Annotated in this window: 26 protein-coding genes and 1 pseudogene; 14 read left to right on the top strand and 13 right to left on the bottom strand. The window is 69.1% G+C overall.

The genetic code is table 11. From position 1 onward, the window contains the following. Positions 1-62: 62 nt before the first annotated feature. Entirely contained in the window at positions 63-530 is a 468-nt protein-coding gene (locus CEK69_RS02170) for an SET domain-containing protein-lysine N-methyltransferase (RefSeq protein WP_010342011.1), read from the top strand. Positions 531-627: 97 nt separating this feature from the next. Continuing rightward, a complete protein-coding gene (locus CEK69_RS02165; RefSeq protein WP_017913834.1) occupies positions 628-1,173 on the top strand; it encodes a type 1 glutamine amidotransferase domain-containing protein in 546 nt (181 codons plus the stop codon). A gap of 136 nt (positions 1,174-1,309) precedes the next feature. Here CEK69_RS02165 and CEK69_RS02160 read toward each other — a convergent pair whose 3' ends face one another. From CEK69_RS02160 to CEK69_RS02140, 5 genes are all read right to left on the bottom strand, one after another. Further along, positions 1,310-1,906: a DUF1439 domain-containing protein gene (locus tag CEK69_RS02160; RefSeq protein ID WP_152243535.1), complete on the bottom strand. Its 597-nt coding sequence runs from the start codon at positions 1,904-1,906 to the stop codon at positions 1,310-1,312. An 89-nt stretch (positions 1,907-1,995) separates the two neighbouring features. Next, positions 1,996-2,295, bottom strand: a complete 300-nt coding sequence (locus tag CEK69_RS02155) for a DUF3861 family protein (protein ID WP_152243533.1) — start codon at positions 2,293-2,295, stop codon at positions 1,996-1,998. Between the two features lie 94 nt (positions 2,296-2,389). Beyond that, on the bottom strand, positions 2,390-2,956 hold the full coding sequence (locus tag CEK69_RS02150; protein ID WP_152243531.1) for a M23 family metallopeptidase: 567 nt from the start codon (positions 2,954-2,956) through the stop codon (positions 2,390-2,392). A gap of 4 nt (positions 2,957-2,960) precedes the next feature. Further along, positions 2,961-3,665, bottom strand: a complete 705-nt coding sequence (locus CEK69_RS02145) for a tellurite resistance TerB family protein (protein WP_152243528.1) — start codon at positions 3,663-3,665, stop codon at positions 2,961-2,963. Between the two features lie 143 nt (positions 3,666-3,808). Continuing rightward, positions 3,809-4,207 (bottom strand): HU family DNA-binding protein, encoded by a 399-nt coding sequence (locus CEK69_RS02140; protein WP_026143706.1) that lies wholly within the window; start codon positions 4,205-4,207, stop codon positions 3,809-3,811. A gap of 285 nt (positions 4,208-4,492) precedes the next feature. Here CEK69_RS02140 and CEK69_RS02135 point away from each other — a divergent pair, with 285 nt between their 5' ends. Beyond that, a complete protein-coding gene (locus CEK69_RS02135) occupies positions 4,493-4,924 on the top strand; it encodes an OsmC family protein (protein ID WP_017910837.1) in 432 nt (143 codons plus the stop codon). Between the two features lie 232 nt (positions 4,925-5,156). Next, positions 5,157-5,768 (top strand): glycine zipper 2TM domain-containing protein, encoded by a 612-nt coding sequence (locus tag CEK69_RS02130; protein ID WP_152237776.1) that lies wholly within the window; start codon positions 5,157-5,159, stop codon positions 5,766-5,768. A 96-nt stretch (positions 5,769-5,864) separates the two neighbouring features. Here CEK69_RS02130 and CEK69_RS02125 read toward each other — a convergent pair whose 3' ends face one another. Together CEK69_RS02125 and CEK69_RS02120 are read right to left on the bottom strand one after the other, a co-directional pair. Then, positions 5,865-6,743, bottom strand: a complete 879-nt coding sequence (locus tag CEK69_RS02125; RefSeq protein WP_152243527.1) for a PhzF family phenazine biosynthesis protein — start codon at positions 6,741-6,743, stop codon at positions 5,865-5,867. A gap of 166 nt (positions 6,744-6,909) precedes the next feature. Next, positions 6,910-7,152, bottom strand: a pseudogene (locus CEK69_RS02120) (PhzF family phenazine biosynthesis protein); the annotation flags it as partial. A gap of 80 nt (positions 7,153-7,232) precedes the next feature. Between CEK69_RS02120 and CEK69_RS02115 the strand changes: the two are divergent. The 5 genes from CEK69_RS02115 to CEK69_RS02095 all read left to right on the top strand — a co-directional run bounded on the left by CEK69_RS02115 (position 7,233) and on the right by CEK69_RS02095 (position 14,059). Continuing rightward, positions 7,233-9,842 (top strand): bifunctional aspartate kinase/diaminopimelate decarboxylase, encoded by a 2,610-nt coding sequence (locus CEK69_RS02115; protein WP_152243525.1) that lies wholly within the window; start codon positions 7,233-7,235, stop codon positions 9,840-9,842. Further along, a complete protein-coding gene (locus CEK69_RS02110) occupies positions 9,826-10,278 on the top strand; it encodes a hypothetical protein (RefSeq protein ID WP_152243523.1) in 453 nt (150 codons plus the stop codon). The genes CEK69_RS02115 and CEK69_RS02110 overlap by 17 nt, the downstream gene beginning before the upstream one ends. Then, the gene (murL, locus tag CEK69_RS02105) at positions 10,275-11,630 is read left to right on the top strand and encodes a UDP-N-acetyl-alpha-D-muramoyl-L-alanyl-L-glutamate epimerase (protein WP_152243521.1); all 1,356 of its coding nucleotides are present in this window, start codon (positions 10,275-10,277) and stop codon (positions 11,628-11,630) included. Before CEK69_RS02110 ends, murL begins: the two co-directional genes overlap by 4 nt. Continuing rightward, positions 11,611-13,047 (top strand): UDP-N-acetylmuramoyl-L-alanine--D-glutamate ligase, encoded by a 1,437-nt coding sequence (gene murD, locus CEK69_RS02100; RefSeq protein WP_152243519.1) that lies wholly within the window; start codon positions 11,611-11,613, stop codon positions 13,045-13,047. Before murL ends, murD begins: the two co-directional genes overlap by 20 nt. Positions 13,048-13,255: 208 nt before the next feature. Continuing rightward, entirely contained in the window at positions 13,256-14,059 is an 804-nt protein-coding gene (locus tag CEK69_RS02095) for a dienelactone hydrolase family protein (RefSeq protein ID WP_152243517.1), read from the top strand. 206 nt (positions 14,060-14,265) lie between these two features. Here CEK69_RS02095 and CEK69_RS02090 read toward each other — a convergent pair whose 3' ends face one another. Next, positions 14,266-14,529 (bottom strand): helix-hairpin-helix domain-containing protein, encoded by a 264-nt coding sequence (locus CEK69_RS02090; RefSeq protein WP_017913939.1) that lies wholly within the window; start codon positions 14,527-14,529, stop codon positions 14,266-14,268. 13 nt (positions 14,530-14,542) lie between these two features. Continuing rightward, positions 14,543-15,541, bottom strand: a complete 999-nt coding sequence (locus tag CEK69_RS02085; RefSeq protein WP_150411084.1) for a polyprenyl synthetase family protein — start codon at positions 15,539-15,541, stop codon at positions 14,543-14,545. A gap of 281 nt (positions 15,542-15,822) precedes the next feature. Here CEK69_RS02085 and CEK69_RS02080 point away from each other — a divergent pair, with 281 nt between their 5' ends. The 5 genes from CEK69_RS02080 to CEK69_RS02055 all read left to right on the top strand — a co-directional run bounded on the left by CEK69_RS02080 (position 15,823) and on the right by CEK69_RS02055 (position 21,179). Then, positions 15,823-16,350 carry a single-stranded DNA-binding protein gene (locus tag CEK69_RS02080; RefSeq protein WP_048489408.1) on the top strand — a complete coding sequence of 176 codons (528 nt, stop codon included), beginning with the start codon at positions 15,823-15,825 and terminating at the stop codon, positions 16,348-16,350. A gap of 857 nt (positions 16,351-17,207) precedes the next feature. Continuing rightward, on the top strand, positions 17,208-18,104 hold the full coding sequence (locus CEK69_RS02070) for a TIM barrel protein (protein WP_152243515.1): 897 nt from the start codon (positions 17,208-17,210) through the stop codon (positions 18,102-18,104). Between the two features lie 30 nt (positions 18,105-18,134). Beyond that, complete coding sequence (locus CEK69_RS02065) at positions 18,135-19,820, top strand: GMC family oxidoreductase (protein ID WP_043095703.1); 1,686 nt, start codon at positions 18,135-18,137, stop codon at positions 19,818-19,820. Next, a complete protein-coding gene (locus tag CEK69_RS02060; RefSeq protein WP_152243513.1) occupies positions 19,820-20,392 on the top strand; it encodes a gluconate 2-dehydrogenase subunit 3 family protein in 573 nt (190 codons plus the stop codon). Before CEK69_RS02065 ends, CEK69_RS02060 begins: the two co-directional genes overlap by 1 nt. Positions 20,393-20,435: 43 nt before the next feature. Next, positions 20,436-21,179: a DUF1080 domain-containing protein gene (locus CEK69_RS02055; protein WP_193313865.1), complete on the top strand. Its 744-nt coding sequence runs from the start codon at positions 20,436-20,438 to the stop codon at positions 21,177-21,179. Positions 21,180-21,274: 95 nt separating this feature from the next. On the opposite strand, the gene CEK69_RS02050 is transcribed toward CEK69_RS02055, so the two are convergent. From CEK69_RS02050 to CEK69_RS02035, 4 genes are read right to left on the bottom strand one after another with little or no spacing between them, the layout of a single operon-like run. Beyond that, positions 21,275-21,553 carry a cytochrome c gene (locus CEK69_RS02050; protein ID WP_017913243.1) on the bottom strand — a complete coding sequence of 93 codons (279 nt, stop codon included), beginning with the start codon at positions 21,551-21,553 and terminating at the stop codon, positions 21,275-21,277. Positions 21,554-21,589: 36 nt separating this feature from the next. Continuing rightward, on the bottom strand, positions 21,590-22,444 hold the full coding sequence (locus CEK69_RS02045) for a sugar phosphate isomerase/epimerase (RefSeq protein ID WP_152243511.1): 855 nt from the start codon (positions 22,442-22,444) through the stop codon (positions 21,590-21,592). Between the two features lie 19 nt (positions 22,445-22,463). Next, positions 22,464-23,588, bottom strand: coding sequence for a Gfo/Idh/MocA family oxidoreductase (locus CEK69_RS02040; protein WP_152243509.1), 1,125 nt, complete (start codon positions 23,586-23,588; stop codon positions 22,464-22,466). A gap of 11 nt (positions 23,589-23,599) precedes the next feature. Next, positions 23,600-24,817 carry a nucleoside permease gene (locus CEK69_RS02035; RefSeq protein WP_148829047.1) on the bottom strand — a complete coding sequence of 406 codons (1,218 nt, stop codon included), beginning with the start codon at positions 24,815-24,817 and terminating at the stop codon, positions 23,600-23,602. Positions 24,818-24,826 lie beyond the last annotated feature (9 nt).

Below are 24,826 nucleotides of genomic sequence, written 5' to 3'. Positions count from 1 at the left end.
CGCGGACTTGGGATCGCGGGCGATGTGCGCCAGAATCTAGGCTTTCCTGTCCGGATCGCCGCATGCCCCGCAAGATCGCCGCCCGCAAGTCCCGCATCCATGGCAACGGCGTGTTCGCCGTGCTGCCGCTCAAGAAAGGCGAGCGGGTCATCGAGTACAAGGGCCGCCGCCGCAGCCACGCCGAGGTCGACCGCGACGAGGCCGGCGACGTCGAGACCGGGCACACCTTCCTGTTCACCCTCAGCGACGACTACGTGATCGACGCCAACTACGAAGGCAACGACGCGCGCTGGATCAACCACAGCTGTGCGCCGAACTGCGAAGCGGTGATCGTCGAGGCCGAGGGCGATGACCGCCGCAAGGACAAGGTGGTGATCGAGGCGCTGCGCGACATCAAGCCCGGCGAAGAACTCACCTACAACTACGGCATCACCCTGGCCGAGCGGCACACGCCGCGGCTGAAGAAGATCTGGGAATGCCGCTGCGGCGCCAAGAACTGCACCGGCACCATGCTGCAGCCCAAGCGCTGAGGTCGCGTCCAGCCGTGCACGCCGCGCCGACGCGCGGTTCACGGCACTGCCACCGGCGCGTTTCTACGGTGGGGCTCCCCTACTCGAGGAGTGTCCCATGAGCGCAATGCCTTCCCTTGCCGGCAAACAAGTGGCCGTCCTGGCCACCGACGGTTTCGAACAGTCGGAACTGCAGGAACCCAAGCGTCTGCTCGAATCTTGGGGCGCCCAGGTCGACGTGATCGCGCCGGGCGACGCGAGCAGCATCCGCGGCTGGAACAAGAAGGACTGGGGCGACAGCGTGCCGGTGGACAAGCGCCTGCAGCAGGCCCAGGCCGGCGACTACGACGCGCTGGTGTTGCCGGGCGGCGTCATCAACCCGGACAGCCTGCGCACCGAGCCGACCGCGATCGCCTTCATCCAGTCCTTCGCCAGCGCCGGCAAGCCGGTGGCGGCGATCTGCCACGGGCCGTGGCTGCTGGCTGAAAGCGGGCTCGTGCGCGACCGCCAGGTGACCTCGTGGCCGTCGCTGAAGACCGACCTGTCCAATGCCGGCGGGCGCTGGGCGGATCAGGAGGTGGTGGTGGATGGCAACCTGATCACCAGCCGCAAGCCGGACGACATCCCGGCGTTCGCGCAGGCGGTGGCCAAAGCGCTGGGCTGAGGCCTGGCGATTCGCCTGCGCCGCCGCGATGGTGGCGGATGCGGGAGCCCCCCAGAAACAGAAACGGCGGCCGAGGCCGCCGTTTCTACGTGCGCTGCTGGTGGCGGCTGCCGCCGCACCCCGGACGTCGCGTGGGTTACTGCGCGGGAAGCATGCCCGCCGGCACCAGCTTGCCGATGTCCTGGTTGAAACGCACCGCCAGCGAACCGTTTTCCACGCCGGCCGACTGGATCTGCACATCGCCCAGCATCGCGGTCAGGCGCGGATCGAGCTTGTAGATCGGCTCCTTGCGCGCGTAATCCTCCAGCCAGGCATTGAGCAGCTCACGCGTATTGGCGTCGAGCTTGCCGCCATTGGCAGCCGGGCGGAAATCATCGATGGTCGGGGACTGCAGGTGGAAGCTCTGGCTCTGCTGGTCATAGCGCAGGGCGCTGGTCAGCAGGACCTGGCCCAGTGGCGTTGGCGTGCCGCCGCCGGTGGCCATGCTCAGGTCGAACTGCATCTTCAGGCGGTCGCCCGGCGGCAGGCTCAGCTTCGGATCGCGGACGGTCATCTTGAGCAGCCCGCCCAACGCCTTGTGCGTCTGCGGGAAGCTGCTGTCCAGGTAATGCTGCACGTCGGCGGCACCGACGCTGACCTGGTGGCCCTGGATGGTCGGCTCGGCCTGGGCCTGGGTGGCGACGGCGAGCGCCAGCAGCGCCGCCGCGCGCAGGGTGAACTTGCGGAAGATCATCGGGAAGCCCTGGGCGAACGAGAGGAATTCACCATAACGGTGGCCGGTGAATGCGCGATTAGCGGAACCGGCGGCGCGGGAGTCGTCGCTCAGGCGGCCGGCAGCGCCAGCCGTGCCAGTAGCGCGTCCAGCGCCGGCTGCAGCGGCGCCAGCAGTTCACGCGCCTCTCCCCCGCTGCGCTCGCCCAGGCCGCGCAGCAACTGCGTACCGACGATCAGTGCGGCGCGCTCGTCGCCGCGCAGTCCGGGCTGGCGCTGTGCCGCCTCGAGCAGGCGCATCCAGTCCTGCCGACAGCGCGCCTCCAGTTCGATGGTGCAGCGGCCCTGGCAGGGCAGGCCGTCGTCCTGGATCGGGGTGACGGTGACGCGATAGCGTTGGGAGGCGGTCATGGCAGTGGCGCACGCGGGGTGTGCCTCCAAGATAGGCGCGCGCGAGCGGCACCACGAGCCTGTCGCTCGCGACGCTCTGTTCCAGTGCGTCCGTTCAGCGAGCCGCGCGCAGCAGCGGCAGCGGATCATAGGCGCCGCCCTCGGCGTAGACGCCATAGTGCAGGTGCGGCGGCGTGCCGCGCGCGTTGCCGCTGTCGCCCACCGCGCCCAGCGGGTCGCCGGGCTGCACCAGGTCGCCGACCTGCAGCCCCGGTGCCCACGCCTGCAGGTGCGCGTAGTAGTGCCGCTGCCGGGCCGGGCCCAGCACCCAGACCTGGCGGCCGCCGAGGCCGCGGTCGGCGATGGCCACGACGATGCCGCGCGTCGCAGACACCACCGGCGTGCCGCGTCTGGCGAAGATGTCCACGCCGGCGTGCTGGCGGTCGCGCCCGCGCGGCGCGCCGAAGGTGGCGGCCACGCGCCGCGGATCCACGCCTTCGACCGGCATGTGCAGGGCCGTCGGCGCCGGCGCGCGCGCCAACTCCCAGCCGACGCGCAGGCGCTGCGCCCACGGATGCCGCCAGGCCCAGGCGGCGGCGAGCGCCAGCGCAGCCAGCAACGCCGCACGCAGCAGGTCGCGGCGCAGGCGTTGCGCTGGCGAAAGCGTGGGCGTCGCGGCCATGCGCTCAGTCCGCGTGCAGGGCAGCCGCCTGTTGCTGCAGGCGCTGCTTCAGGGCGTCGTCGATGCCGAGCTGCCGCGCCAGTTCGTCCAGGTAGCTGCGCTCCATGAAGCCCTGTTCGTCGGCGGCGAGCAAGCTGGCCAGGTACATTTCTGCGGCCATCTCGGGACTGGTCGACGCGCGCGCCACCTCGGCCGGATCCAGCGGCTTTTCCAGTTCCGCATGCAGCCACTGCTGCACGTCGGCATCGTTGCCGTGGAGGCGGGCGAACTCGCCTTCGATCAGGCGGCGCTCGTGCTCGTCGAGATGGCCGTCGGCCTTGGCCGCGCCGACCAGCGCGCGCAGCACCGCCTGGCTATGCTGCTCGACGTCCAGCGGCGGCAGCCGGTCCAGGGTCTGCGGTTCGGGCGCGGCGGCGCCGAGTTGCTGACGGCGGTAGTCGCCGTAGGCGCGATAGGCCATCAGCCCCAACGCGGCAAGGCCGCCGTAGGTCGCCAGCTTGCGGGTGGTGCGGTGTTTGCCGAGCAGCAGACCGAGTGCGCCGCCGCTGAGGGCTCCCTTGCCGAAGTCGGCGTTGAGCAGGCCGCCCAGGCCGCCGGCGCCGGCGTGCGCCGGTGCGGCAGGAGCACCGGTGCCGGTCTTGCCCATGGCCTGGCCGGCGGCGCCCTGCGCCGATTGCAGCAGTTGGTCGAGAAAGCCCTGTAGTTTCATGCAGGTGATCCTGTCGAAGGGAATCACCGGTATAGCGGCCGTCGCCTTAGCGGGCCGTCAACCCAAATGCGCAGCAGACACAAAAAAAACGAGACGGCCGGGGCCGTCTCGTCGGTGTGCTTGCCTGGATCAGGCGACGCTGCTCAGAGCGCGGCGTCCTTGAGCTTCTTCAGCGGGCGCACCTTGAGCTTGGTGGTGGCCGGCTTGGCGGCGAACCACTGCTCTTCCTTGGTGAACGGGTTGATGCCCTTGCGCTTCGGCTTGGCCGGCACGCTGACGGCGGTGATCTTCAGCAGGCCCGGCAGGGTGAACGAGCCAGCGCCCTTCTTGCTGACCGAACCGGCCACGGCGTGCTCCAGCGAGGCCATCACGGCGCGCACGTCCTTGGCGATCACGCCGCTGGTTTCGGCGATGTGGGCGACGAGCGCGGACTTGCTCAGCACGTCCTTGATCGGCTTGGGAGCGGCCGGCTTGGCGGCAGCCTTGGTCGCTACCTTCTTCACTGCCTTCTTCGGGGCAGCCTTTTTTGCGGTCTTTGCCATGATGTCCTGATTCCGTATTTGGTGGTTTGGGTCGCGCCGACCCCGTCGGCATGGCGAAATGTAGGGCATGTGCTACGCCGCGCCAATAGGCCGGAAGCAAAAAACGCGAATATTCGCCGCGACCGACGCCTTTTTTGCCGAGGACGGCGCCGATGCCGGCACATCCGCGGCGATGCGCCAGGGCATTTTCGCTGCCGCGCGGCGCCGCCGCCTTCGCGCGGAAGCACAAGCCCGTAACGCCGCCTCCCCTATGGTCCGCGCTCCACTCACCGACAGGAGCCTCGCATGGGCATTTCGCGTCACGCCACCGCGCATTGGGAAGGCGATCTCAAGACCGGCCAGGGCCGGTTGAACACGCCGCAGAGCGGCCTGCTGGAAAACACCCGCTATGCGTTCAACAGCCGCTTCGGCGACGAGAAGGGCACCAATCCGGAAGAACTGATCGCCGCCGCGCACGCCGGCTGCTTCACCATGGCGCTGTCGGCCAAGCTGACCGAAGCCGGCTTCCCGCCGACCGCGCTGGATACCCGCGCCGATGTCGACCTGTCGATGGAAGGCGGCCCCCAGCTCTCGCAGATCCGGTTGAAGGTCAAGGCCGTGGTGCCCAACATCGACGCCGCGCGCTTCCGCGAAGTGGCCGACGACGCCAAGCAGAATTGCCCGGTGTCCAAGGCGCTGAGCGCGGTGCCGATCAGCCTGGAAGCGGAACTGGGCTGAGGAATCCCCGGCGCGGCCCGGCGGCACGCCGGGCCGCGCGCGTGCGGCGCACCTGCGGCGCTACCGATGGCAGGCCAGACGCGTTGCGCCTCTGCACCGTCCCGCGTGGCTCGATCGATCGCTAGCTGTCGCGCCACTAAATGTGCGCGCCACAGCCGTCCCTATTCAGTCTGGTTTCACCGCATCGGATCGAGCATGCAGTCGCGCGATCCACGCGCTTGGAACCATCGCCATGAACAAGCTCTCGACCCGTCTGTTGACCGCTGCGCTCGCTGTCGGCGTCATCGGCTCCGCCGCCGCGCAGGATTACGGTTACACCCGCTACGACGACTACCGCGACCGTGGCTACGCGTCCGGCACCTACGAATATGCGCGCGTGGTGCGCGCCGATCCGATCATGGTGCAGGTCAACGGCCCGCGCGAGACCACCGAGCGCTGTTACGACCGCCCGGCTTCGGGCAGCTACGCCAGCGACTACGGTTACCGCGGTACCGATGGCGGCCGCACCGCCTCGTCGGTGGTCGGCGGCATCGCCGGCGCCGTGCTGGGCAGCCGCGTCGGCGGCGGCAATGGCCGCTTCGTCGGTACCGCCGTCGGCACCATGCTCGGCAGCCTGGCAGGCCGCTCGATCTACGACTCCAATACCCGCGGCTACGGCTACGGCGGCGGCTACGGTGGCGGCGTGGTCCGCGAATGCGACCCGGTGTCGTATCGGACCGAACGCTACGACCGCGTCGACGGCTACGACGTGACCTACGAATACGGCGGCCGCTACTACCACACCCGCACCGCCTCGCCTCCGGGCGATCGCATCCGCGTCCGCGTCGACGTCCTGCCCGACTGACGTATTGCCCGACTAAAACAAAGGGCGCCTCCTTGCGAGGCGCCCTTTGTTTTTGCGCGTGCGTTCGCGCCCGCGGTGCGGGGCGGCGGCCGGCGATCAGGGCCAGTCGATGCGGCCTTCGATCACCGTCTGCACCTGTCCGCCGGACCACACCTCGCCGGCCTCGTCGACGCACAGCGTCAGCAGCGCATCGTGGCCGACCTCGCGGCCCTGGCTGGCGACGTAGCGGCCGCCGTGGCCGGGCAGGGCCTTGCTGTGATCCAGCCATGCCGCCAGCACCGCATTGGCCGCGCCGGAGGCCGCATCCTCGAAGCGCCGGCCGTTGCCGACGAAGGCGCGCACGGCCACTGCATAGGCCTGGCCGCTGGCGCGCGCGTAGGCGAACACGCCCATGCTGGCGGTGCTTTCGGCCAGGGCGGCGATCGCATCCCAGTCCGGCGCCAGCGCGCGCAGCGCGGCTTCGTCGGCCACTTCGACCAGCCACCAGCAGCGGCCGCCGTCCATGCGCACCGGCGGCAGCGCGCCCAGCGTCCAGCCGCGCAGCGCCGCCTGCAGGCGTGGATCCGCGGCATCGGCGATCTCGGCCACCTGCGCGCGCGGGGTGCGGATGGCGATGCTGCGCACTCCGGCATCCACGTCGACCCGCAGCGGCAGCAGGCCGGCGATGCCGTCCTGGGTCAGGACGCCGTCGCGCGGGCTGGCGATGCCCGCTTCCAGCGCGACGTGCGCGGTGCCGACGCTGGGATGGCCGGCGAACGGCACTTCCTTCTGCGGGCTGAACATGCGCAGGCCGTAGCTGGCATCCGGCCGCGTCGGCGCGAACACGAAGGTGGTTTCCGGCAGGCGCGTCCAGCGCGCGATGGCCTGCATCATGGCGGCGTCCAAGCCATCGGCATCGAGCACGACGGCCAACGGATTGCCGTTGCCGGCGCGGGCGGAGAAGACATCGACCTGGAAGAAGCGGCGTGCGGCCATGAGGGGGAACTCCGGACTGCGGTGGGGGAGGCCGGAGCTTACCAAGCGATCTTGCCAGCGATCACCGCTTGCACCAGGCCGCCGCTCCACAGCTCTTCGCCATCGACCTGGAGTTCGACGCGGCCGTCGCGCCCGAGTTCGCGTTCCTGGCTGGCGACGTCGCGCCCGCCGCCCAGGCGGCGCCGACGCTGGGGTGGCCTGCGAATCGCAGTTCGCCCTTGGGGTGAAGATGCGGATACGGTAGCCCGCGCCCGCCTCCGGCGGCAGGAACAACACCGTCTCCGAGAGGTTCAGCCACGCCGCCAGGCGCTGCAGGCGCGGTGCGTCCTGGTCGGCGGCATCGAGCACCACGCCCTGGCGCCGGGCTGGTGGAAAAGGCGTCCAGGTGCAGGTAGCGGCGCTCGCTCATCGGCGCTCTGTTGGCAGTAGAATCGGGGGTTCCGCCCGCGCATGCAGGCGTTTTCCCCACATTCCAGACACCCCCACTCCATGTCAGCTTCCTCTCCTGTCGATCGCTGGATCGTCCTCAAGTTCGGCGGCACTTCGGTGTCGCGTCGTCATCGCTGGGACACGATTGGACGGCTGGCGAAAAAACGCGCGGAGGAGACCGGTGCGCGGGTGCTGGTGGTGGTGTCGGCCTTGTCCGGGGTCACCAACGAACTGACCGCGATTGCCGACGGCGGCGCCGACAGCGCGCAGCGCGTGGCCGCGCTGGAGCAGCGCCACCGCGAGTTCCTGGCCGAACTGGAGCTGGATGCCGAGGCGGTGCTGGGCGAACGCCTGGCGGCGCTGCGCGGCCTGCTCGCCGATCCGCGCGCGGCCGAGCGCACGCTGGACTGGCAGGCCGAGGTGCTGGGGCAGGGCGAGTTGCTGTCCTCGACCCTGGGCGCGGCCTACCTGCGCGCCAACGGCCTGGACATGGGCTGGATGGATGCGCGGCAGTGGCTGGACGCGCTGCCGCCGCAGCCGAACCAGAGTGCCTGGTCGCGGCGCCTGTCGGTGTCGTGCCAGTGGCAGTCCGATCCGCAGTGGCGGGCGCGCTTCGTCGCCCAGCCCACGCGCATGCTGATCACCCAGGGCTTCATCGCCCGGCACGAGGACGGCGGCACCGCCATCCTCGGCCGCGGCGGCTCGGATACCTCGGCGGCGTATTTCGGCGCGCTGCTCGGCGCCAGCCGGGTCGAGATCTGGACCGACGTGCCGGGCATGTTCAGCGCCAATCCGCGCGAGGTGCCGGACGCGCGCCTGCTGACCCGCCTGGACTATTACGAAGCGCAGGAAATCGCCACCACCGGCGCCAAGGTGCTGCACCCGCGCTCGATCAAGCCGTGCCGCGACGGCGGCGTGCCGATGGCGATCCTGGACACCGAGCGCCCGGAGCTGCCCGGCACCAGTATCGACGGCAACGCCCGCACCGTGCCCGGGGTCAAGGCGATCAGCCGCCGCAACGGCATCGTGCTGGTGTCGATGGAAGGCATCGGCATGTGGCAGCAGGTCGGCTTCCTGGCCGACGTGTTCGCGCTGTTCAAGAAGCACGGGCTGTCGGTGGACCTGATCGGCTCGGCCGAGACCAACGTCACCGTGTCGCTGGACCCGAGCGAGAATTTGGTCAATACCGACGTGCTGGCCGCGCTGTCGGCCGACCTGGCGGAGATCTGCCGGGTCAAGATCATCGTGCCGTGCGCGGCGATCACTCTGGTCGGGCGCGGCATGCGCTCACTGCTGCACAAGCTCTCGGACGTGTGGGCCACGTTCGGCAAGGAGCGCGTGCACATGATCTCGCAGTCGTCCAACGACCTGAACCTGACCTTCGTCATCGACGAGACCGACGCCGACGGGTTGCTGCCGATCCTGCACGCCGAACTGATCGACAGCGGCGCGATGCCGGTGGAAGAGACCGAGGTGTTCGGCCCGCGCTGGCGCGAGATCGCTGGCACGGTGCGGCCGCGGCCGGTGCCGTGGTGGCAGGGCGAGCGCGCGCATCTGCTGCGTCTGGCCGAGGCCGGCACGCCGCGCTACGTCTATCACCTGCCGACCCTGCGCGAGCGCGCGCGTGCGTTGAAGGCGATCGCGGCGGTGGACCAGCGCTACTACGCGATCAAGGCCAACGCGCATCCGGCGATCCTGCAGACCCTGGTCGAGGAAGGCTTCGGCCTGGAGTGCGTCTCGCACGGCGAACTGCGCCGGGTGTTCGAGATCGTGCCGGAGCTGTCGTCGCGCCGCGTGCTGTTCACCCCCAGCTTCGCGCCCCGCGCCGAGTACGAAGCCGCGTTCGCGCTGGGCGTGACCGTCACCGTGGACAACGTCGAGGCGCTGCAGCGCTGGCCGGAACTGTTCCGTGGCCGCAGCCTGTGGCTGCGCATCGACCTGGGCCATGGCGACGGCCACCACGAGAAGGTCAACACCGGCGGCAAGGCCTCCAAGTTCGGCCTGTCGGCGACCCGCGTCGACGAGTTCGTGGAGGCCGCGCGCGCGCTGGACATCCGCATCGTCGGCCTGCACGCGCACCTGGGCAGCGGCGTGGAGACCGCACAGCACTGGCGGCGCATGTGCGACGAGCTGGCCGGCTTCGCCCGGCGCATCGGCAGCGTCGAGGTCATCGACATCGGTGGCGGCCTGCCGATCCCGTACAGCGCCGACGACGAACCGTTCGACCTGGAGACCTTCGCCCAGGGTCTGGCCGAGGCCAAGGCCGTGCATCCGGCGTTCCGCCTGGCGATCGAGCCGGGCCGCTATCTGGTCGCCGAATGCGGCGTGCTGCTGGCCCGCGCCACCCAGGTGATCGAGAAGGACGGCATCCGCCGGGTCGGGCTGGATGCCGGCATGAACACGCTGATCCGCCCAGCGCTGTACGACGCCTGGCACGACGTGGCGAACCTGAGCCGCCTGGAACAGCCGGCCGAGACTGTGTTCGACGTGGTAGGGCCGATCTGCGAATCCAGCGACGTGTTCGGCAAGCGCCGGCGCCTGCCGGCGGGCACCGCGCCCGACGACGTGATGCTGATCGCCGACACCGGCGCCTACGGCTACAGCATGGCCAGCACCTACAACCAGCGCGAGTTGCCCCGCGAGGAGGCGATCGATGCGCGCACGGACTGAGTTCGTCGCGGGCAGCGCCGCGGCCGGCGCGCTTGCGATGGTGGCTGCCACCGCGGTGGATCAGTCGGGTACGTCGCTGCCGTGGACCGACAGCCTGAAGTGGGCGTTGCCGGCGTTGGCCGCGGCCGCGGCTGGGTCGTGGCTGGCGTTGCGTTGGCAGCGCCGCGCGCCCGGTGCAAGCATCGGCGCGCTGGCCCTGCGCACCTCGCTCCTGGCCGCGTTGGCCTACCTGCCGGCGCTGGCGCTGTATGTGCTGGTGGCCGTCCTGGCCTCCGCCGCGTCGGTGCCGGCCGGACAGCACTGGCAACTGCTGCTGATGGCCTTCGTGTTCGGCTGCCTGCCGCTGCTGTGGGCCGCCTTGCCGTTTTCGATGCTCGAATTTCTTCTGTGCCGCCGCTATCTGCGGCACACCCGTGTGCTTGCAGGACGTCCATGACCGCTTTCGACAAACAGCAGATCGCCACCTTCCGCTTCGTGCGCTGCGGCTTCGACGCCGACAGCGGCGTGGCGCGCCTGGTCTATGCGTTCGACGACGGCCCGGAGCTGGTGGAGACCATCACCGTGCCCGGCGCACCGTTCGCGCTCGACCCGGCGCGCGCGCAGGCGGCGCAGCGCGCCCTGCGCCTGCTGCACCTGATCGCCGGCGTCAGCTACTACAAGGCGGCGGTGCCGCCGCGCATCGTCATCGACGATTACGCCATCGATGCGGAGACCGCGGCGCTGCTGGACAGCGTGTACCTGCATGGCCTGGGCGAGTTCGCCTATCGCAATGGCTTGGACCTGCGCGGGCGCATCCGCTTCCCGGCCGCGGACGCCGAGGCGGCCGACGCCACGGCGCTGGGGCTGCGCGACCAGGCGCTGGTGGCGATCGGCGGCGGCAAGGATTCGCTGGTCAGCATCGAGGCCTTGCGCGCGGCCGGCGTGGCGCAGACGGTGACCTGGATCGGCGGCTCGCAGTTGATCCGCGCCTGCGCCGAGCGTACCGGCCTGCCGACCTTGAACATTGGTCGCACGCTGGCGCCGGAGCTGTTCGAGCTGAACCGGCAGGGCGCGTGGAACGGCCACATCCCGGTGACCGCGGTGAACTCGGCGATCCTGGTGTTCGCCGCGGTGCTGCACGACGCCGGCCAGGTGGTGTTCTCCAACGAGCACTCGGCCAGCTACGGCAGCCAGATCGCCGGCACTGGCGAGGTCAACCACCAATGGTCCAAGGGCTGGGCTTTCGAGCAGGCCTTCGGTGAGCAGGTGCAGCGCTACGTGGCCGCGGACCTGCGCTACTACTCGCTGCTGCGTCCGCTGTCGGAACTGGCGGTGGCGCGGCAGTTCGCCAAGACCGATCACTACGACGCGCATTTCTCCAGCTGCAACCGCAATTTCCACATCCTCGGCGAGCGCCCGGCGCACCGCTGGTGCGGGGTCTGCCCGAAGTGCCATTTCGTGTTCCTGGCGCTGGCGCCGTTCATGCCCAAGACGCGGCTGGTGCGGATCTTCGGCCGCAACCTGCTCGACGACGCCGGCCAGGCCGGAGGCTTCGACGCGTTGCTGGAGTTCCAGGACCACAAGCCGTTCGAGTGCGTCGGCGAAGGCCGCGAGTCGCGCGCGGCGATGGCGGCGCTGGCGGCGCGTGCGGAATGGAAGGAGGACGCGCTGGTGGCGCGTTTCATCCGCGAGATCCAGCCGCAGCTCGACCCCGCCGACCTGCGCGTGGAGCCGCTGCTGGAACTGGACGCGCAGCACCGCATCCCGGCCGACCTGTGGGAACGCGTGCGTGCGAATTTCGCAGCTTGAGGCGCAGCGCGTCGCGCTGTGGGGTTGGGGTCGCGAGGGCCGTGCGGCGTATGCGGCCGTGCGTGGCTGGGAAGCGGGAATCGGGAACGGGGAAGCGCGACGCGCGCTGCCGCTGACGGTGTTCTGTTCGGCTGAGGAGGCCGCGGAGATCGCCGCGCTGCACGATCCTGCGTTGCATGTCGAGACCGAGGCCACCGCCGAGCGCCTGGCCGCGTTCGATGTGGTGATCAAGTCGCCCGGGATCAGTCCTTACCGGCCCGAGGCGCAGACTGCCGCGGCACGCGGCACGCGCTTCATCGGCGGCACCGCCCTGTGGTTCGCCGAACACGCCGGCGCCGACGGCGTGGTGCCCGGCAGCGTCTGCGTCACCGGCACCAAGGGCAAGAGCACCACCACCGCGCTGCTGGCGCACCTGCTGCGCGCCGGCGGCCATCGCACCGGCCTGGTCGGCAACATCGGCGTGCCGCTGCTGGAAGTGCTGGCGCCGATGCCGCCGCCGCAGTATTGGGCGATCGAACTGTCCAGTTACCAGACCGGGGACGTGGCCCGCAGCGGCGCACGGCCGCAGCTGGCGCTGGTGCTGAACCTGTTTCCCGAGCATCTGGACTGGCACGGCAGCCAGGCGCGTTACATCGCCGACAAGCTCGAGCTGGTCACCCATGCGCGGCCGCGCATCGCCCTGCTCAACGCCGCCGATCCGCAACTGGCCGCCCTGCTGCTGCCCGACAGCGAGGTGCGCTGGTTCAACCGCGAGGACGGCTGGCACATGCGCGGCGATGTGGTCTACCGCGGCGACAGCGCGGTGTACGACAGCGCGCAAGCACCGCTGCCGGGCCGGCACAACCGCGGCAACCTGTGCGCGGTGCTGGCCGCGATCGAGGCGCTGGGCCTGGATGCGGCGGCGTTGGCGCCGGCGGCCGATCGTTTCCGGCCGCTGCCGAACCGGCTGCAGACCCTGGGCACGCGCGATGGCGTGACCTATGTGAACGACTCGATCAGCACCACCCCGCATGCCAGCCTCGCGGCGCTGGAGTGCTTCCGCGGGCGGCGCATCGCGCTGCTGGTGGGCGGCCACGACCGCGGCCTGGACTGGCAGGACTTCGCCGACCATATGCGCGATGGTGGGGCACCGCTCGAGATCGTCACCCTGGGCGCCAACGGCCCGCGCATCCACGCGCTGCTGGCGCCGCTGGCCGCCGACGCCGGCTTCGGCCTGCATGCCGCGGCCGACCTGGCGGAAGCGGTGGCGCTGGCACGCGCGGCGCTGGGCGAGCAGGGCGGCGTGGTGCTGCTGTCGCCCGGTGCGCCCAGCTTCGGCGCCTATCGCGACTACGTGGCGCGCGGCCGCCATTTCGCCGCGCTGGCCGGGTTCGACCCGGATGCGATCAGCGCCATTCCGGGGCTGGGCATCGCCTGAGCCTCGGCGCGGCGTCGGCGCACGCGGTGCGCTGATGTCGCTGTCCGTCGTGGGTGCTGCGGAAAGAGCATGCCCGGAAGCATTCGCCGGGCCGCCATGCGACGGCGCTGTGCGCCTTGTCCCATCGCCATCGCCGGCCGCCGTCGCCCTCACCTCGACGTGCATGGCAGGTTCTAGACTGCCGCCTGGTTTCCACGGGAGAAGGGCGATGCGCATACGATCGATGCTGCGGTGGGCCGGTCTGCTCGGGCTGGCCTTGGTGCTGCCGCTGCCGGCCTGGGCGGCGATGCAGGCCAAGCCGGTGGAGTGGCGGGTCGGCAAGGACACCTTCAGCGGCGTGCTGGTCTACGACGATGCCGACCACGACACGCGCCCCGGCCTGGTGATGGTGCCGAACTGGCGCGGCGTCAACGACTCCGCGGTGGAGAAGGCCAAGCGCCTGGCCGGCGACGACTACGTGGTGCTGGTGGCCGACGTCTACGGCAAGGGCAAGCGACCGGCCAACGATACCGAGGCCGGGCAGTTCGCCGGTGCGCTGAAGAAGGATCCGGCCACGCTGCGCGCGCGGGCGTTGGCGGCGGTGGCGGCGCTGAAGGCGCAGGCCGGCAAGGCGCCGCTGGATCCGGCCCGGATCGGCGCGGTCGGCTTCTGCTTCGGCGGCACCACGGTGCTGGAACTGGTCCGCGCCGGTGCGCCGCTCGCCGGCGTGGTCAGCCTGCACGGTGGCCTGGCCACGGCGGCCCCGGCAGCCGCAGGCAGCGCCAAGGCACCGGTGCTGGTGCTCAATGGCGCCGACGACAAGAGCGTGAGCCGCGACGATATCGCCGCCTTCGAGCAGGAAATGAACGGCGCTGGCGCCGACTGGCAGTTCGTCAACTTCAGCGGTGCCGTGCATTGCTTCGCCGAAGCCGACGCCAACAGCCCGCCGGGCTGCCAGTACAACCCGCGTGCGGCCAAGCGTGCCTACCGGATGCTCGAGGATTTCTTCGAGGAGCGGTTCGGGCGGGAGTAGGGAGGTGCCTCGCGCTGCGCGCTTGGCGGGATTGGGGATTGGTAAAAGCGGACCGTCGGTGCCGCCCAACTGATCGGTTGGTGTGGCGAGCCCGTAGCGCTTCGGGCGTCAACCAAGCCGCCGTCGCGAATCCCCAATCCCGAATCACCAATCCCCTCCGGCGCGCGGCTGCGCGCCGATGGCGGCTAAATGGGCCCAATAGGCCCTTAAGGTGTCTTGGCGGAGTGCTTGAGCAAGTGCGCCTGCGCCGCGGCGATGGCGCCGCTCATGGCCGCGCGCGCTTGCGGGCTGTTGCGCCAGCAGGTGGAGCCGAGCAGCGCCGCGGCCTGTTCGGTGAGTTGCCGTGCATCGCAAGCGGCTAGCGCCTGCAGCGAGTGCACGCCCAATTGTTCCAGGCGCGCGACCACGGTGGGACCGACGCCTTTCACCGCCAGCAGTACGGCGCGGTCCTCGGCGTCAAAGGCGATCATGCCCGGGCAGCGCTCAGTGTCTGCGCTCGACCGCGTAGCGGGCCAGGCCGCGCAGGGCGGCCACGGCCTCGTTCTCGGGCAGGCCGTCCAGGGCGCGCTCGGCGGCGGCGGCGTAGTCGGCCGCGCGGCGGCGGCTGTAGTCGATGCCGCCGCTGGCTTCGATCGCGGCCAGCACCTCGGGCATCGCGCTGGCGTCGCCCTGTTCGACGATCTGGCGCAGGCGCGCGCGGGTGACGTCGTCGGCATGCGCCATGGCGTGGATCAGCGGCAGCGTGGCCTTGCCCTCGGCCAGGTCGTCGCCCAGGTTCTTGCCCAGGTCGGCGGCGTCGGCGGTGTAGTCGAGCACGTCGTCGGCGATCTGGAACGCATAACCCAGCTGCATGCCGTAGTCGTACAGGCGCTCCTGCACCGCCTCGCTGGCACCGGAGGCCAGCGCGCCAAGCCGGGTGCCGGCGGCGAACAGCACCGCGGTCTTGCGCTCGATCACGCGCAGGTAGGCGGCTTCGTCGGTGTCGGGGTTGTGCACGTGCAGCAGCTGCAGCACCTCGCCCTCGGCGATGCGGTTGGTGGTGTCGGCCAGCAGGCGCATCACCGCCATGCTGTCCAGCTCCACCATCAGCTGGAAACTGCGCGAATACAGGAAGTCGCCGACCAGCACGCTGGGCGCGTTGCCCCACAGCGCATTGGCGGTGCTGCGGCCGCGGCGCAGGTCCGACTCGTCGACCACGTCGTCGTGCAGCAGGGTCGAGGTGTGGATGAATTCGATGATCGCCGCCAACTGGTGCTGCATCGGCCCGCCGGCGCCGCAGGCGCGGCCGGCCAGCACCACCAGCATCGGCCGCAGGCGCTTGCCGCCGGCGGAGACGATGTGGTCGGCGATCTGGTTGATCAGCACGACGTCCGAGGACAGGCGGCGGCGGATCAGGGCGTCCACCTCGGCCATGTCCGGCGCGGCGAGCATCTGGATCTGGGGCAGGCCCAGGGCGGAGCTGGGGGATTCGGCGATGCTCATGCGGACAGGACTGGAAACGTGCGCAAAGTATAGGCTGCGCGGCCACATCCGTCCCGTTGTGGGCCGGGGCAGGGGGCGGAGAGCTTGCCGTGCCTGGGTTTGCAGCGCCCGGCGGGAGGCGTGCCGGCAGGATTCCGACAGCCCAATGCGGCGTTTTCCGGGGCGCCCGCGGGCGCCTGGCGCAGGCCGGTCCGGCCCGGCGATGTTAGGATTGCTCCCCGAAATCTTCTTTACCGCTCTGCGTGCCCCCTGGCCGCGGAGACCCCAGACGGAAGCAGCTCATGGCCCGCGGCATCAACAAAGTCATCCTCGTCGGCAACCTCGGCAACGATCCCGACACCAAGTACACCCAGGCCGGCATGGCCATCACCCGGATCAGCCTGGCCACCACCAGCGTGCGCAAGGACCGCGACGGCAACCAGCAGGAACGCACCGAGTGGCATCGCGTGGTGTTTTTCGGAAAGCTCGGTGAGATCGCCGGCGAGTACCTGCGCAAGGGCAGCTCGGTCTACGTCGAAGGCTCGATCCGCTACGACAAGTACACCGGCCAGGACGGCGTGGAGAAGTACTCCACCGACATCGTCGCCGACGAGATGCAGATGCTCGGCGGCCGCGGCGAGGGCGGTGGCGGCGGCATGGGCGGCGGCGACCGTCCGCAACGCTCGGCGCCGCCGCGCCAGGAACGCTCCGGCATGGGCGGTGGCGGCGGTGGTGGCGGCGGGCAGGATTACGCGCCGCGCCGGCAGCAGCCGGCCCCGCAGCAGTCCGCGCCGATGGACGACTTCGCGGACGACGATATCCCGTTCTGATCTTTCGTCGTTCCTGCGATGCAAACAGACCCCGGTAAGCCATTGTGCTTGCCGGGGTTTTTTCTGTTTTGGCGAGGTGTTTTCCTTTCTAGCGCGAGTCTGTCCGGTCCTCCAACGCAGGCGATATGAAGCCAGACGGTATCGGTCGACTGGAGTGGTCGCACGTACCGTGCTTTTCACCGCTGGCGATTGGGGGCGGAGCGTGCGTGCAAGCGGCGAGTGCCCCGCTGTTCTTGCCTTCAAAACTGGGTCGGTCGCCAAGCGTCGCGTCGTGCCCGGTCGCCTCGGCAACGCCTTGGCGCGGCTTTCGTGCCGAGTCCATGCTATCGCTCAACGCCGGCCGACCCCGCTGCAACGGGGAAGGTGTCGTAGGGGCTGCTTTAGCGGCGACAGGCTTTCCGATGAAAGCCATCGCGGCTAAAGCCGCTTCTGCGGAAAGCACATTGGCGTCGCTCGCCGCCACACCACGATCCTCACCACATGAATGCGCATGGCAACGCGGCGGAGGTGTCTTGAAGCTCCAGGTCCGACCTCCCATCCCCGCCGCCTTGCAGGCGATTTAGCGCCTTAGTCCCAGGGAGGAACCACGGGTCCGTTGGTATCTCGCCATGCGTCGCCTGCTTGAGCAGGTTCACCAAATACCCGTTTGTTTGTCGCTCTACGTCCCGCTGCACAACTCCGTACGTCACCGGAATTCCATCGCCATCATGACGACTGACGCCACAGGCGTTGTGCCCTGCAGCATGTGGTTTCGTGCAGTGCGTCTTGCAAAAGCGCGATTCACTGCTCTATGGTTCAATCGATTGAATCGCGGCGAATCGTCAGCGTTTGAGACCGGTTGGGAGGCCGGAAGGTGGATGTCTATCCATTCGATCGGACCGGCGCCGGCCTCGGGCTTCACGAGGCGCGAGGCGCTGCGCATGGCGGTCGCCGGGAGCCTTGGCCTTGGTGCAATGGGCATGCTGCCAGCGCTTGCGGCGGCCACGCCGCTCAAGGGCAACCTGAAGCAGTCTGTCGCCCGCTGGACGTTTCCGCAGCTGTCGACCGCACAGCTTTGCCAGGTGGTGAAGGGCCTGGGGTTCGCCGCCATCGATCTGGTGGGCCCGGCGGATTGGCCCACGCTGAAGGCGCATGGCGTGTACAGCGCGATGTGCAATGGCGCGGAACTCGGCCTGGACAAGGGCTTCGCCGGCAGCCAGTTCCACGATGAGCTGGTCGCGCGCTACACGCGGCACATCGACCTGGTGGCCGACGCCGGCTATCGCAACCTCATCTGTTTTTCCGGCAATCGGAATGGCATGGATCCCCAGGAGGGCATGGCCCACGCCGAAGTCGGGCTCAAGCGCATCCTCGGCCATGCCGAGAAGCGCGATGTCGTGCTGGTGATGGAGCTGCTGAACTCCAAGGTCGATCATCACGACTATCTGTGCGACCACTCCGCCTGGGGCGTGGAGCTGTGCCAGCGGATCGGCTCGGACCATTTCGGCCTGCTGTACGACATCTACCACATGCAGATCATGGAGGGCGACATCATCGCCACCATCGGCAAGCATCACGCGTGCTTCAAGCATTACCACACCGCCGGCGTCCCGGGCCGGCACGAGATCGGGGACGATCAGGAGCTCCACTATCCCGCCATCTGTCGCGCGATCCGCGATACCGGTTTCGATGGCTATCTGGCGCAGGAGTTCATTCCTACCGCGCCGGATCCCGTCGGCTCGCTGCGCGAGGCGATCCGCCTCTGCGATGTCTGAAACGCTATCCACCGAGGTGAAGTAGAACCCATGGCAGACAATCATTACGACGCCATCGTCGTTGGCTCGGGCATCAGTGGCGGTTGGGCGGCGAAGGAGCTGACCGAGAAGGGACTCAAGGTCCTGATGCTGGAACGCGGACGCAACATCGAGCACGTCAAGGACTACGTCAACGCGATGAAGGAGGCGTGGGATTTCCCGCATCGCAACCGCCCGACCCAGGCGATGAAGGCCGATTATCCGGTGCTGATGCGCGACTACGCCCTGGTCGAGAACCTGCAGGGAATGTGGGCCAACGAAAAGGAATCGCCCTACACCGAGATCAAGCGATTCGACTGGTTCCGCGGCTATCACGTGGGCGGCCGCTCGCTGATGTGGGGACGGCAGAGCTATCGCCTGTCGGACCTGGATTTCGAGGCGAACCTGAAGGACGGCATTGCCACCGATTGGCCGATCCGTTACGCCGACCTCGCGCCCTGGTACGACCACGTGGAGAAGTTCGCCGGCATCGCCGGCACGCGCGAGGGACTGGACGTGTTGCCGGACGGCGAGTTCCTGCCGCCGATCCCGTTGAACATCGTCGAGAAGGACGTCGCCGCGCGGATCAAGAAGGCCTTTGGCGGTACCCGGCACCTGATCCACTCGCGCACCGCCAACATCACCCAGCCCAAGGTCGAGCAGGGCCGCGTCAACTGCCAGTATCGCAACAAGTGCATCCTGGGCTGTCCCTTCGGCGCCTATTTCTCGACCCAGGCGGCCACGCTGCCGGCGGCCATGAAGACGGGCAACCTGACCCTGCGGCCGTTCTCGATCGTCAAGGAGGTGCTCTACGACAAGGATCGCAAGCGTGCGCGCGGCGTGGAGATCATCGACGCCGAGAGCGGACAGACCTACCAGTACACGGCCAATGTCATCTTCCTCAACGCGTCCTCGTTCAATTCGACCTGGCTGCTGATGAACTCGGCCACCGACGTCTGGGACGGCGGCCTGGGATCGTCGTCGGGCGAGCTCGGGCACAACGTGATGGACCATCATTTCGGCGCCGGTGCCTCCGGCCGGGTCGAGGGCTACGAGGACAAGTACTACTTCGGCCGCCGTCCCTGCGGCTTCTACATCCCCCGGTTCCGCAATGTCGCCATGGACAAGCGCGGTTACCTGCGCGGCTTCGGCTACCAGGGCGGTGCGAGCCGCACCGGCTGGTCGCGCGAGATCGCCGAGCTGAACATCGGCGCCGACCTGAAGGAGGCGCTGACCGTGCCAGGCGACTGGAGCATCGGCATGACCGGATTCGGCGAAATGCTGCCGCACCACGACAACACGATTCGCCTGGATCCGCAGCGCAAGGACAAATGGGGGCTGCCGGTGCTGGCGATGGACGTTGCCATGCGCGAGAACGAAAAGGCCATGCGCAAGGACATGGCCGCCGATGCCGCCGAGATGCTGGAGGCGGCCGGCGTCAAGGACGTGAAGATGCACGATGGCGACTACGCGCCGGGCAAGGGCATCCATGAGATGGGCACCGCGCGCATGGGCCGGGATCGCAAGAACTCCGTGCTGAACCAGTACAACCAGGTGTGGGACGCACCGAACGTCTACGTGACCGATGGCGCCTGCATGACCTCCAGCGGCTGCGTGAATCCTTCGCTGACCTACATGGCGCTGACCGCACGTGCCGCCGATCATGCCGTGCGCGAACTGAAAGCGGGGAACCTGTGATGGAACGTCGCGAACTGCTGAAGATGATCTTTGCCGCCACGGGCGCGGCGATGGTCGGCCTGCCCGCGCTCGTGCATGGCCAGGCGTCGGCCGCGGGGACGAAGGTGCTGTTCTCCGCCGCCGAGATCGGCACGCTGGACGAGATCGCCGAGACCATCCTGCCGCGGACCAAGACGCCGGGGGCGAAGGACGCCGGTGCCGGTGCATTCATGGCGAAATTCGTCACCGACTGCTACACCCCGCGGCAGCAGGCGACGTTCCGCGCCGGCCTGGCCGAGATCGACAAACGTGCCGGCGGCCGATTCGTGTCGCTCACCCCGCAGGCGCGCGCCGAACTGCTGCGCACCCTGGATGCGGAGGCCAGGGCAAAGGCCATCGACGTGACCGACACCGGCACCGCCGACGCGGCAGACGCGATGCCGCATCCCTTCACCATGATCAAGCAGCTGACCATCTTCGGCTTCTTCACCTCCGAGGTCGGCGCGACCGAAGTGCTGCGCTACGTCGCCGTGCCAGGCCGCTATGAAGACATCACCTACGTTCCCGGCACGCCCGCCTGGGCCACCGGCTGATGGAGCGCCACGCTTCGCCCTTCCTCCTTTTCCTGGAAACACGATGACCAAATCCCTGCTGATGGCGGCCTGCCTGCTGGCCGTGGCGCCTGCGGTCGCGCAGGCCGACGGCGACCCCGCACGCGATCCTGCCAAGACCGAAGTGTGGAAGCCCGTGCCCGCGACCGTGGCCACGCCCCCGGGCGGCGCGCCCTCCGACGCGATCGTGCTGTTCGATGGCAAGGATCTGTCGGCCTGGGAGTCGGAGCAGGGCGGACGCGTGCCCTGGAGCGTCGCCGACGGCGCAATGACCGTGGTGCCGGGCAGCAAGGGCATCCGCACCAAGCAAGGCTTCTGCGACATCCAGTTGCACGTGGAATGGCGTACGCCCACCGCGACGCGTGGATTCGACGGCCAGCAGCGCGGGAACAGCGGCATCTTCCTGCAGGAACTGTATGAGTTGCAGGTGCTCGACAGCTACGACAACCCGACCTATGCCAACGGCCAGGCCGGTGCGATTTACAAGCAGGCCATTCCGCTGGTGAATGCCTCGCGTGCGCCGGGCCAGTGGCAGGTGTACGACATCATCTGGAAGGCGCCGCGTTTCTCGCAGGGCGGCGGGCTCACGTCACCCGCCCGCATCACCGTCCTGCACAACGGCGTGCTGGTGCAGAACGACACGGTGCTGGCGGGCAAGACCGAATACATCGGCGCGCCGTCGTATGCGCCGCATGGATGCGCGCCGATCTTCCTGCAGGAGCACGATTCCAAGGTCAGCTACCGCAACATCTGGGTGCGCGAGCTGTAGCGCCGGCGCGCAGTCGGCGCCGATCGCCTGGGGCGTGTCGGCGATCCCGGGTATGCCGCGCCCAACGCGGCATACTCGGGAATGGAGGGCGCGCCCTACTGCGCCAGGAAGCTGGCGAGGTCGTCGACCTCCTGTTGCGACAGCTGCGAAAACGGCGGCATCAGCCCGCCGCCGTTGCGGATCTTCTCCTTGATCTGCGCGGGCTGCAGGCGCTTGCCCACGTCGGTCAGCGCGGGGAAGGTGGGCGGGACGCCCGCGCGATTCGCGCCATGGCAGGCCGTGCAATGGTTCGCATAGAGCTGCGCGCCGGCCGCCGGGTCGTCCTTGGACCAGGCCTTGGGCGCAAGCGTCGCCCCCAGCAGCACCACGGCCATCGTCGTGATCGTTTTCAAGCGGAACTCCTTTGCGTGCTAGCGCTGTGTGCTGGCGGGCAGATGTTCACGCAGGTACTCCGCACTGGTCCGGACGACGCTGGCCGGGTCGCGCGGCTGGTCGTGCTCGATGATGTACCACTGCACGCCGCTCGCCGCCGCGGCAGGCAGGATCGCGTTCCAGTTCAGCACGCCCTTGCCGACCGCGGCGAAGCCGCCTTCGTCTTGGGCCTGGCCTTTCGGTGCGTTGTCCTTGGCGTGGACCGCGAACATGCGGCCCTTGAACTTGCCCAGCATCGTCGCCGGGTCGTAGCCCGCGCGCGCGACCCACGCCAGGTCCAGCTCGGTCTTGAGATCGGGGCCGGCCGCGGCGAACAGCAGTTCCAGGCCGGTCTTGCCATCGAAATCGACCAGCTCGAAATCGTGGTTGTGATAGGCCAGGCGCATGCCCTTGGCGCGTGCCCGCGTCGCGAGCTGGCCCAGCTCCTTGCCCAGTGCGGTCCAGCCTGCGGCATCGGTGGGCCGCTCCTTCTGGTCCAGGTAAGGCACCACCAGCGTCGTGTTGCCGATCGAGCGGTTGAAGGCCACCGCACCGTCCAGGTCCTTGCGCAGGTCGGCCAACTGCACGTGCGAGGAGATCGCCTTGATCGAATACTTGTCCAGCAATTGCTTGAGTTCCACCGCGCTCATGTTCTGCGTGCCGACCGTTTCCACCGCGCCCACGCCGGCGTCATGGACGATCTTCAACTGTTGGTCGAGCGTGCCGGCGTTGCGCAGCGAGTACATCTGCACCGCGATGGGGGCCTGCGCGCCCGTGGTGTCGTGTGCGAAGGCGGGCAGGGCCGCGAGGAGCAACAGGGCGAGGGTTGCGGTTCTGCGTGTCGCTGTGTTCATCAGGAAGTCCTCCCGGGAGTCAATCGATGGATGTCCAGCCGCGTGTCCTGGCCGATGTGATGACGCGATCGACGATCAGCGCCGAGCGCAGCCCGTCGTCGAAGGTGGGCAGGCCGTCCGGCCGCTCGCCGTCGATGGCGCGGTAGGTGTCGGCGACGAACGCCTCGAAGCAATCGCCGTAGCCCTGCGCGTGCCCGGCCGGCAGCGTCGCCAGCCGGCGTTGTTCGGCGCTGCCGGCACCCGGTCCGCGCACGAAGATTTCCTCGCGCTGGTCGGGCCGGCCGATCCACAGACGTTCGGCGTCCTCCTGGTCGAACGCCACGCTGGCTTGGGCGCCATCGATCTCGAACCAGAGCCGATTGCGGCGCCCCGCCGAGACCTGGCTGACCGTCAACGAGGCCAGCGTGCCCGCACCGGTTCGGAGCATCGCCATGGCCACGTCCTCGCTGGAGACCGCCTGCATCGCGCCGCCCGCCGCCGGCGTGGTGAAGCTCTGTCCGGTATTGGTGCCGCGTTCGGCGATCACCGTCGCGAACGCCGCGCTGACCTCGGCGAAGCGTTCACCGCTCACCCATTCCACCAGGTCGCACCAGTGCGAGCCGATGTCGGCGAATACGCGCGACGTGCCGCCCAGCGACGGGTCCACGCGCCAGTTGTTGCTGGCCGGATCCAGCAGCCAGTCCTGCAGATAGCTGCCGTGGATCAGGCGCAGCGGTCCCAGTTCGCCCTGGGCGATGCGGGCGCGCGCCTCGCGGACCACCGGGTGGTAGCGGTAGACGAAGGGCACCGTGGCGACCAGTCCGGTCGCGCGGGCCAGGGCCGCCAGCGCCCGCGCATCTTCCAGCGTGGTGGCCAGCGGCTTCTCGCAGATCACGTGCTTGCCGGCGTCCAGCGCCGCCTGCGCCATGGCGCGATGCAGATGGTTGGGTGTGCAGACGTGTACCACCTGCACCTGCGGATCGGCGACCACCTCCTCGATATCGCGATACGCATGCGGGACATCCCACGATTGCGCCACCTCGCGTGCGCGGTGTGGGGACGAGGCGGCGACACCGCGGACCGAGGCGCCGGCCAGCAGCGCCGCGCGACGGTGTACGGCGCCGATCATGCCGGTGCCGACGATGGCGATTCCAAGCTTGGGCATCGGGGGGATCCTCAAGGTGCGGAGCGTGCGGCCGCGACGGCGGGCCGGTCGCGGAACAGCAGCAGGAAGGCGACCAGCACGAGCAGCGCGACGCCGGCCGGGAACAGCCAGATCTGCCGCCAGTCCGGGCCCGCCGCGGTGGTGTAGTGCTCCACCACCGCGCCGGACAGGAAGGTGCCGATCAGCATGCCCACGCCGTATGTGGCCAGGGTGATGAAGCCCTGTGCGCTGCTACGTGCGGCGGGGCCGGCATGCGCATCGGTGTAGATCTGGCCGGTGACGAAGAAGAAGTCGTAGCAGATGCCGTGCAGCACGATGCCGATCACCAGCAGGGAAAAGCCGCCGCCCGCATCGCCGAAGGCGAACATCGCATAGCGCACCACCCACGCCGCCATGCCCACCGCCAGCATCGTCTTGACTCCCAGCCGCACGAACAGGAACGGCATGGCCAGCATCAGCAGGACTTCGGACACCTGGCCCAGCGACTGCAGGCCGGCCGCGCCGCGCACGCCCAGGTCGTTGAGATAGGGGTTGGTGAAGTTGTAGTAGAACGCCAGCGGGATGCAGATGGCGATGGAGGCCAGGAAGAACACCAGATAGGAGCGCGACTTCAGCAGCCGCAGCGCGTCCAGCCCCAGGATCTGTCCCAGCCCGGCATCGCGCTGTCGCGCCAGCGGCGGCGTGTGCGGCAGGGTGAAGGCGTACAGGCCGAGGGCCAGCGAGGCCAGCGCCGCCATCCGGAACGTCAGCTCGAGCCGATGCGCCTGCTCCCAGCCCAGCCAGCCGATCAGCACGCCGGCCACGATCCAGCCGACGCTGCCGGCCACGCGCACCGGCGGGAACTGCTTTTCCGGCGCTTGCATGTGCCGCATCGCCACGCTGTTGGCCAGCGCAAGCGTCGGCATGAACAGCAGCATGTAGCCCATGACGCAGGCGAAGAACACGCCGAAGCTCGTCGCCGTGGATGCCAGCCACATGAGTACCGCGCCGGCGAGATGCAGCACTCCCAGGATGCGCTGCGCCGCGAAGTAGCGATCGGCGATCAGGCCGACCAGGAACGGCGCGACGATGGCGCCGATGGACTGGCTGAGGAACGCCGTCGCCACCTGGCTCGCGCTGGCGTGCAGCGGCCCCTGCACCAGATAGGTTCCCAGGGTCACGAACCATGCCCCCCAGATGAAGAACTGCAGAAACATCATCGCGCCCAAGCGCGACATGGTGTGCGTCATGGCGTCCCC

The organism is Xanthomonas sp. LMG 12462, from assembly GCF_009192885.1.
GTDB lineage: Bacteria > Pseudomonadota > Gammaproteobacteria > Xanthomonadales > Xanthomonadaceae > Xanthomonas_A > Xanthomonas_A sontii.
The sequence above is the reverse complement of the archived record's forward strand: the minus strand, read 5'-3'. Positions and strand labels throughout refer to the sequence as shown.

Coding starts and splice junctions, on each gene's coding strand:
- CEK69_RS02065 (WP_043095703.1), top strand. CDS start 18,135: ATGGCAGACAATCATTACGACGCCATCGTCGTTGGCTCGGGCATCAGT.
- CEK69_RS02160 (WP_152243535.1), bottom strand. CDS start 1,906: ATGATCTTCCGCAAGTTCACCCTGCGCGCGGCGGCGCTGCTGGCGCTC.
- CEK69_RS02045 (WP_152243511.1), bottom strand. CDS start 22,444: ATGAACACAGCGACACGCAGAACCGCAACCCTCGCCCTGTTGCTCCTC.
- CEK69_RS02110 (WP_152243523.1), top strand. CDS start 9,826: ATGCGCGCACGGACTGAGTTCGTCGCGGGCAGCGCCGCGGCCGGCGCG.
- CEK69_RS02115 (WP_152243525.1), top strand. CDS start 7,233: ATGTCAGCTTCCTCTCCTGTCGATCGCTGGATCGTCCTCAAGTTCGGC.
- CEK69_RS02070 (WP_152243515.1), top strand. CDS start 17,208: ATGTCTATCCATTCGATCGGACCGGCGCCGGCCTCGGGCTTCACGAGG.
- CEK69_RS02035 (WP_148829047.1), bottom strand. CDS start 24,817: ATGACGCACACCATGTCGCGCTTGGGCGCGATGATGTTTCTGCAGTTC.
- CEK69_RS02130 (WP_152237776.1), top strand. CDS start 5,157: ATGAACAAGCTCTCGACCCGTCTGTTGACCGCTGCGCTCGCTGTCGGC.
- murL (WP_152243521.1), top strand. CDS start 10,275: ATGACCGCTTTCGACAAACAGCAGATCGCCACCTTCCGCTTCGTGCGC.
- CEK69_RS02090 (WP_017913939.1), bottom strand. CDS start 14,529: ATGATCGCCTTTGACGCCGAGGACCGCGCCGTACTGCTGGCGGTGAAA.
- CEK69_RS02170 (WP_010342011.1), top strand. CDS start 63: ATGCCCCGCAAGATCGCCGCCCGCAAGTCCCGCATCCATGGCAACGGC.
- CEK69_RS02150 (WP_152243531.1), bottom strand. CDS start 2,956: ATGGCCGCGACGCCCACGCTTTCGCCAGCGCAACGCCTGCGCCGCGAC.
- CEK69_RS02135 (WP_017910837.1), top strand. CDS start 4,493: ATGGGCATTTCGCGTCACGCCACCGCGCATTGGGAAGGCGATCTCAAG.
- CEK69_RS02155 (WP_152243533.1), bottom strand. CDS start 2,295: ATGACCGCCTCCCAACGCTATCGCGTCACCGTCACCCCGATCCAGGAC.
- CEK69_RS02060 (WP_152243513.1), top strand. CDS start 19,820: ATGGAACGTCGCGAACTGCTGAAGATGATCTTTGCCGCCACGGGCGCG.
- CEK69_RS02085 (WP_150411084.1), bottom strand. CDS start 15,541: ATGAGCATCGCCGAATCCCCCAGCTCCGCCCTGGGCCTGCCCCAGATC.
- CEK69_RS02145 (WP_152243528.1), bottom strand. CDS start 3,665: ATGAAACTACAGGGCTTTCTCGACCAACTGCTGCAATCGGCGCAGGGC.
- CEK69_RS02055 (WP_193313865.1), top strand. CDS start 20,436: ATGACCAAATCCCTGCTGATGGCGGCCTGCCTGCTGGCCGTGGCGCCT.
- CEK69_RS02095 (WP_152243517.1), top strand. CDS start 13,256: ATGCGCATACGATCGATGCTGCGGTGGGCCGGTCTGCTCGGGCTGGCC.
- CEK69_RS02040 (WP_152243509.1), bottom strand. CDS start 23,588: ATGCCCAAGCTTGGAATCGCCATCGTCGGCACCGGCATGATCGGCGCC.
- CEK69_RS02165 (WP_017913834.1), top strand. CDS start 628: ATGAGCGCAATGCCTTCCCTTGCCGGCAAACAAGTGGCCGTCCTGGCC.
- CEK69_RS02140 (WP_026143706.1), bottom strand. CDS start 4,207: ATGGCAAAGACCGCAAAAAAGGCTGCCCCGAAGAAGGCAGTGAAGAAG.
- CEK69_RS02050 (WP_017913243.1), bottom strand. CDS start 21,553: ATGGCCGTGGTGCTGCTGGGGGCGACGCTTGCGCCCAAGGCCTGGTCC.
- CEK69_RS02125 (WP_152243527.1), bottom strand. CDS start 6,743: ATGGCCGCACGCCGCTTCTTCCAGGTCGATGTCTTCTCCGCCCGCGCC.
- CEK69_RS02080 (WP_048489408.1), top strand. CDS start 15,823: ATGGCCCGCGGCATCAACAAAGTCATCCTCGTCGGCAACCTCGGCAAC.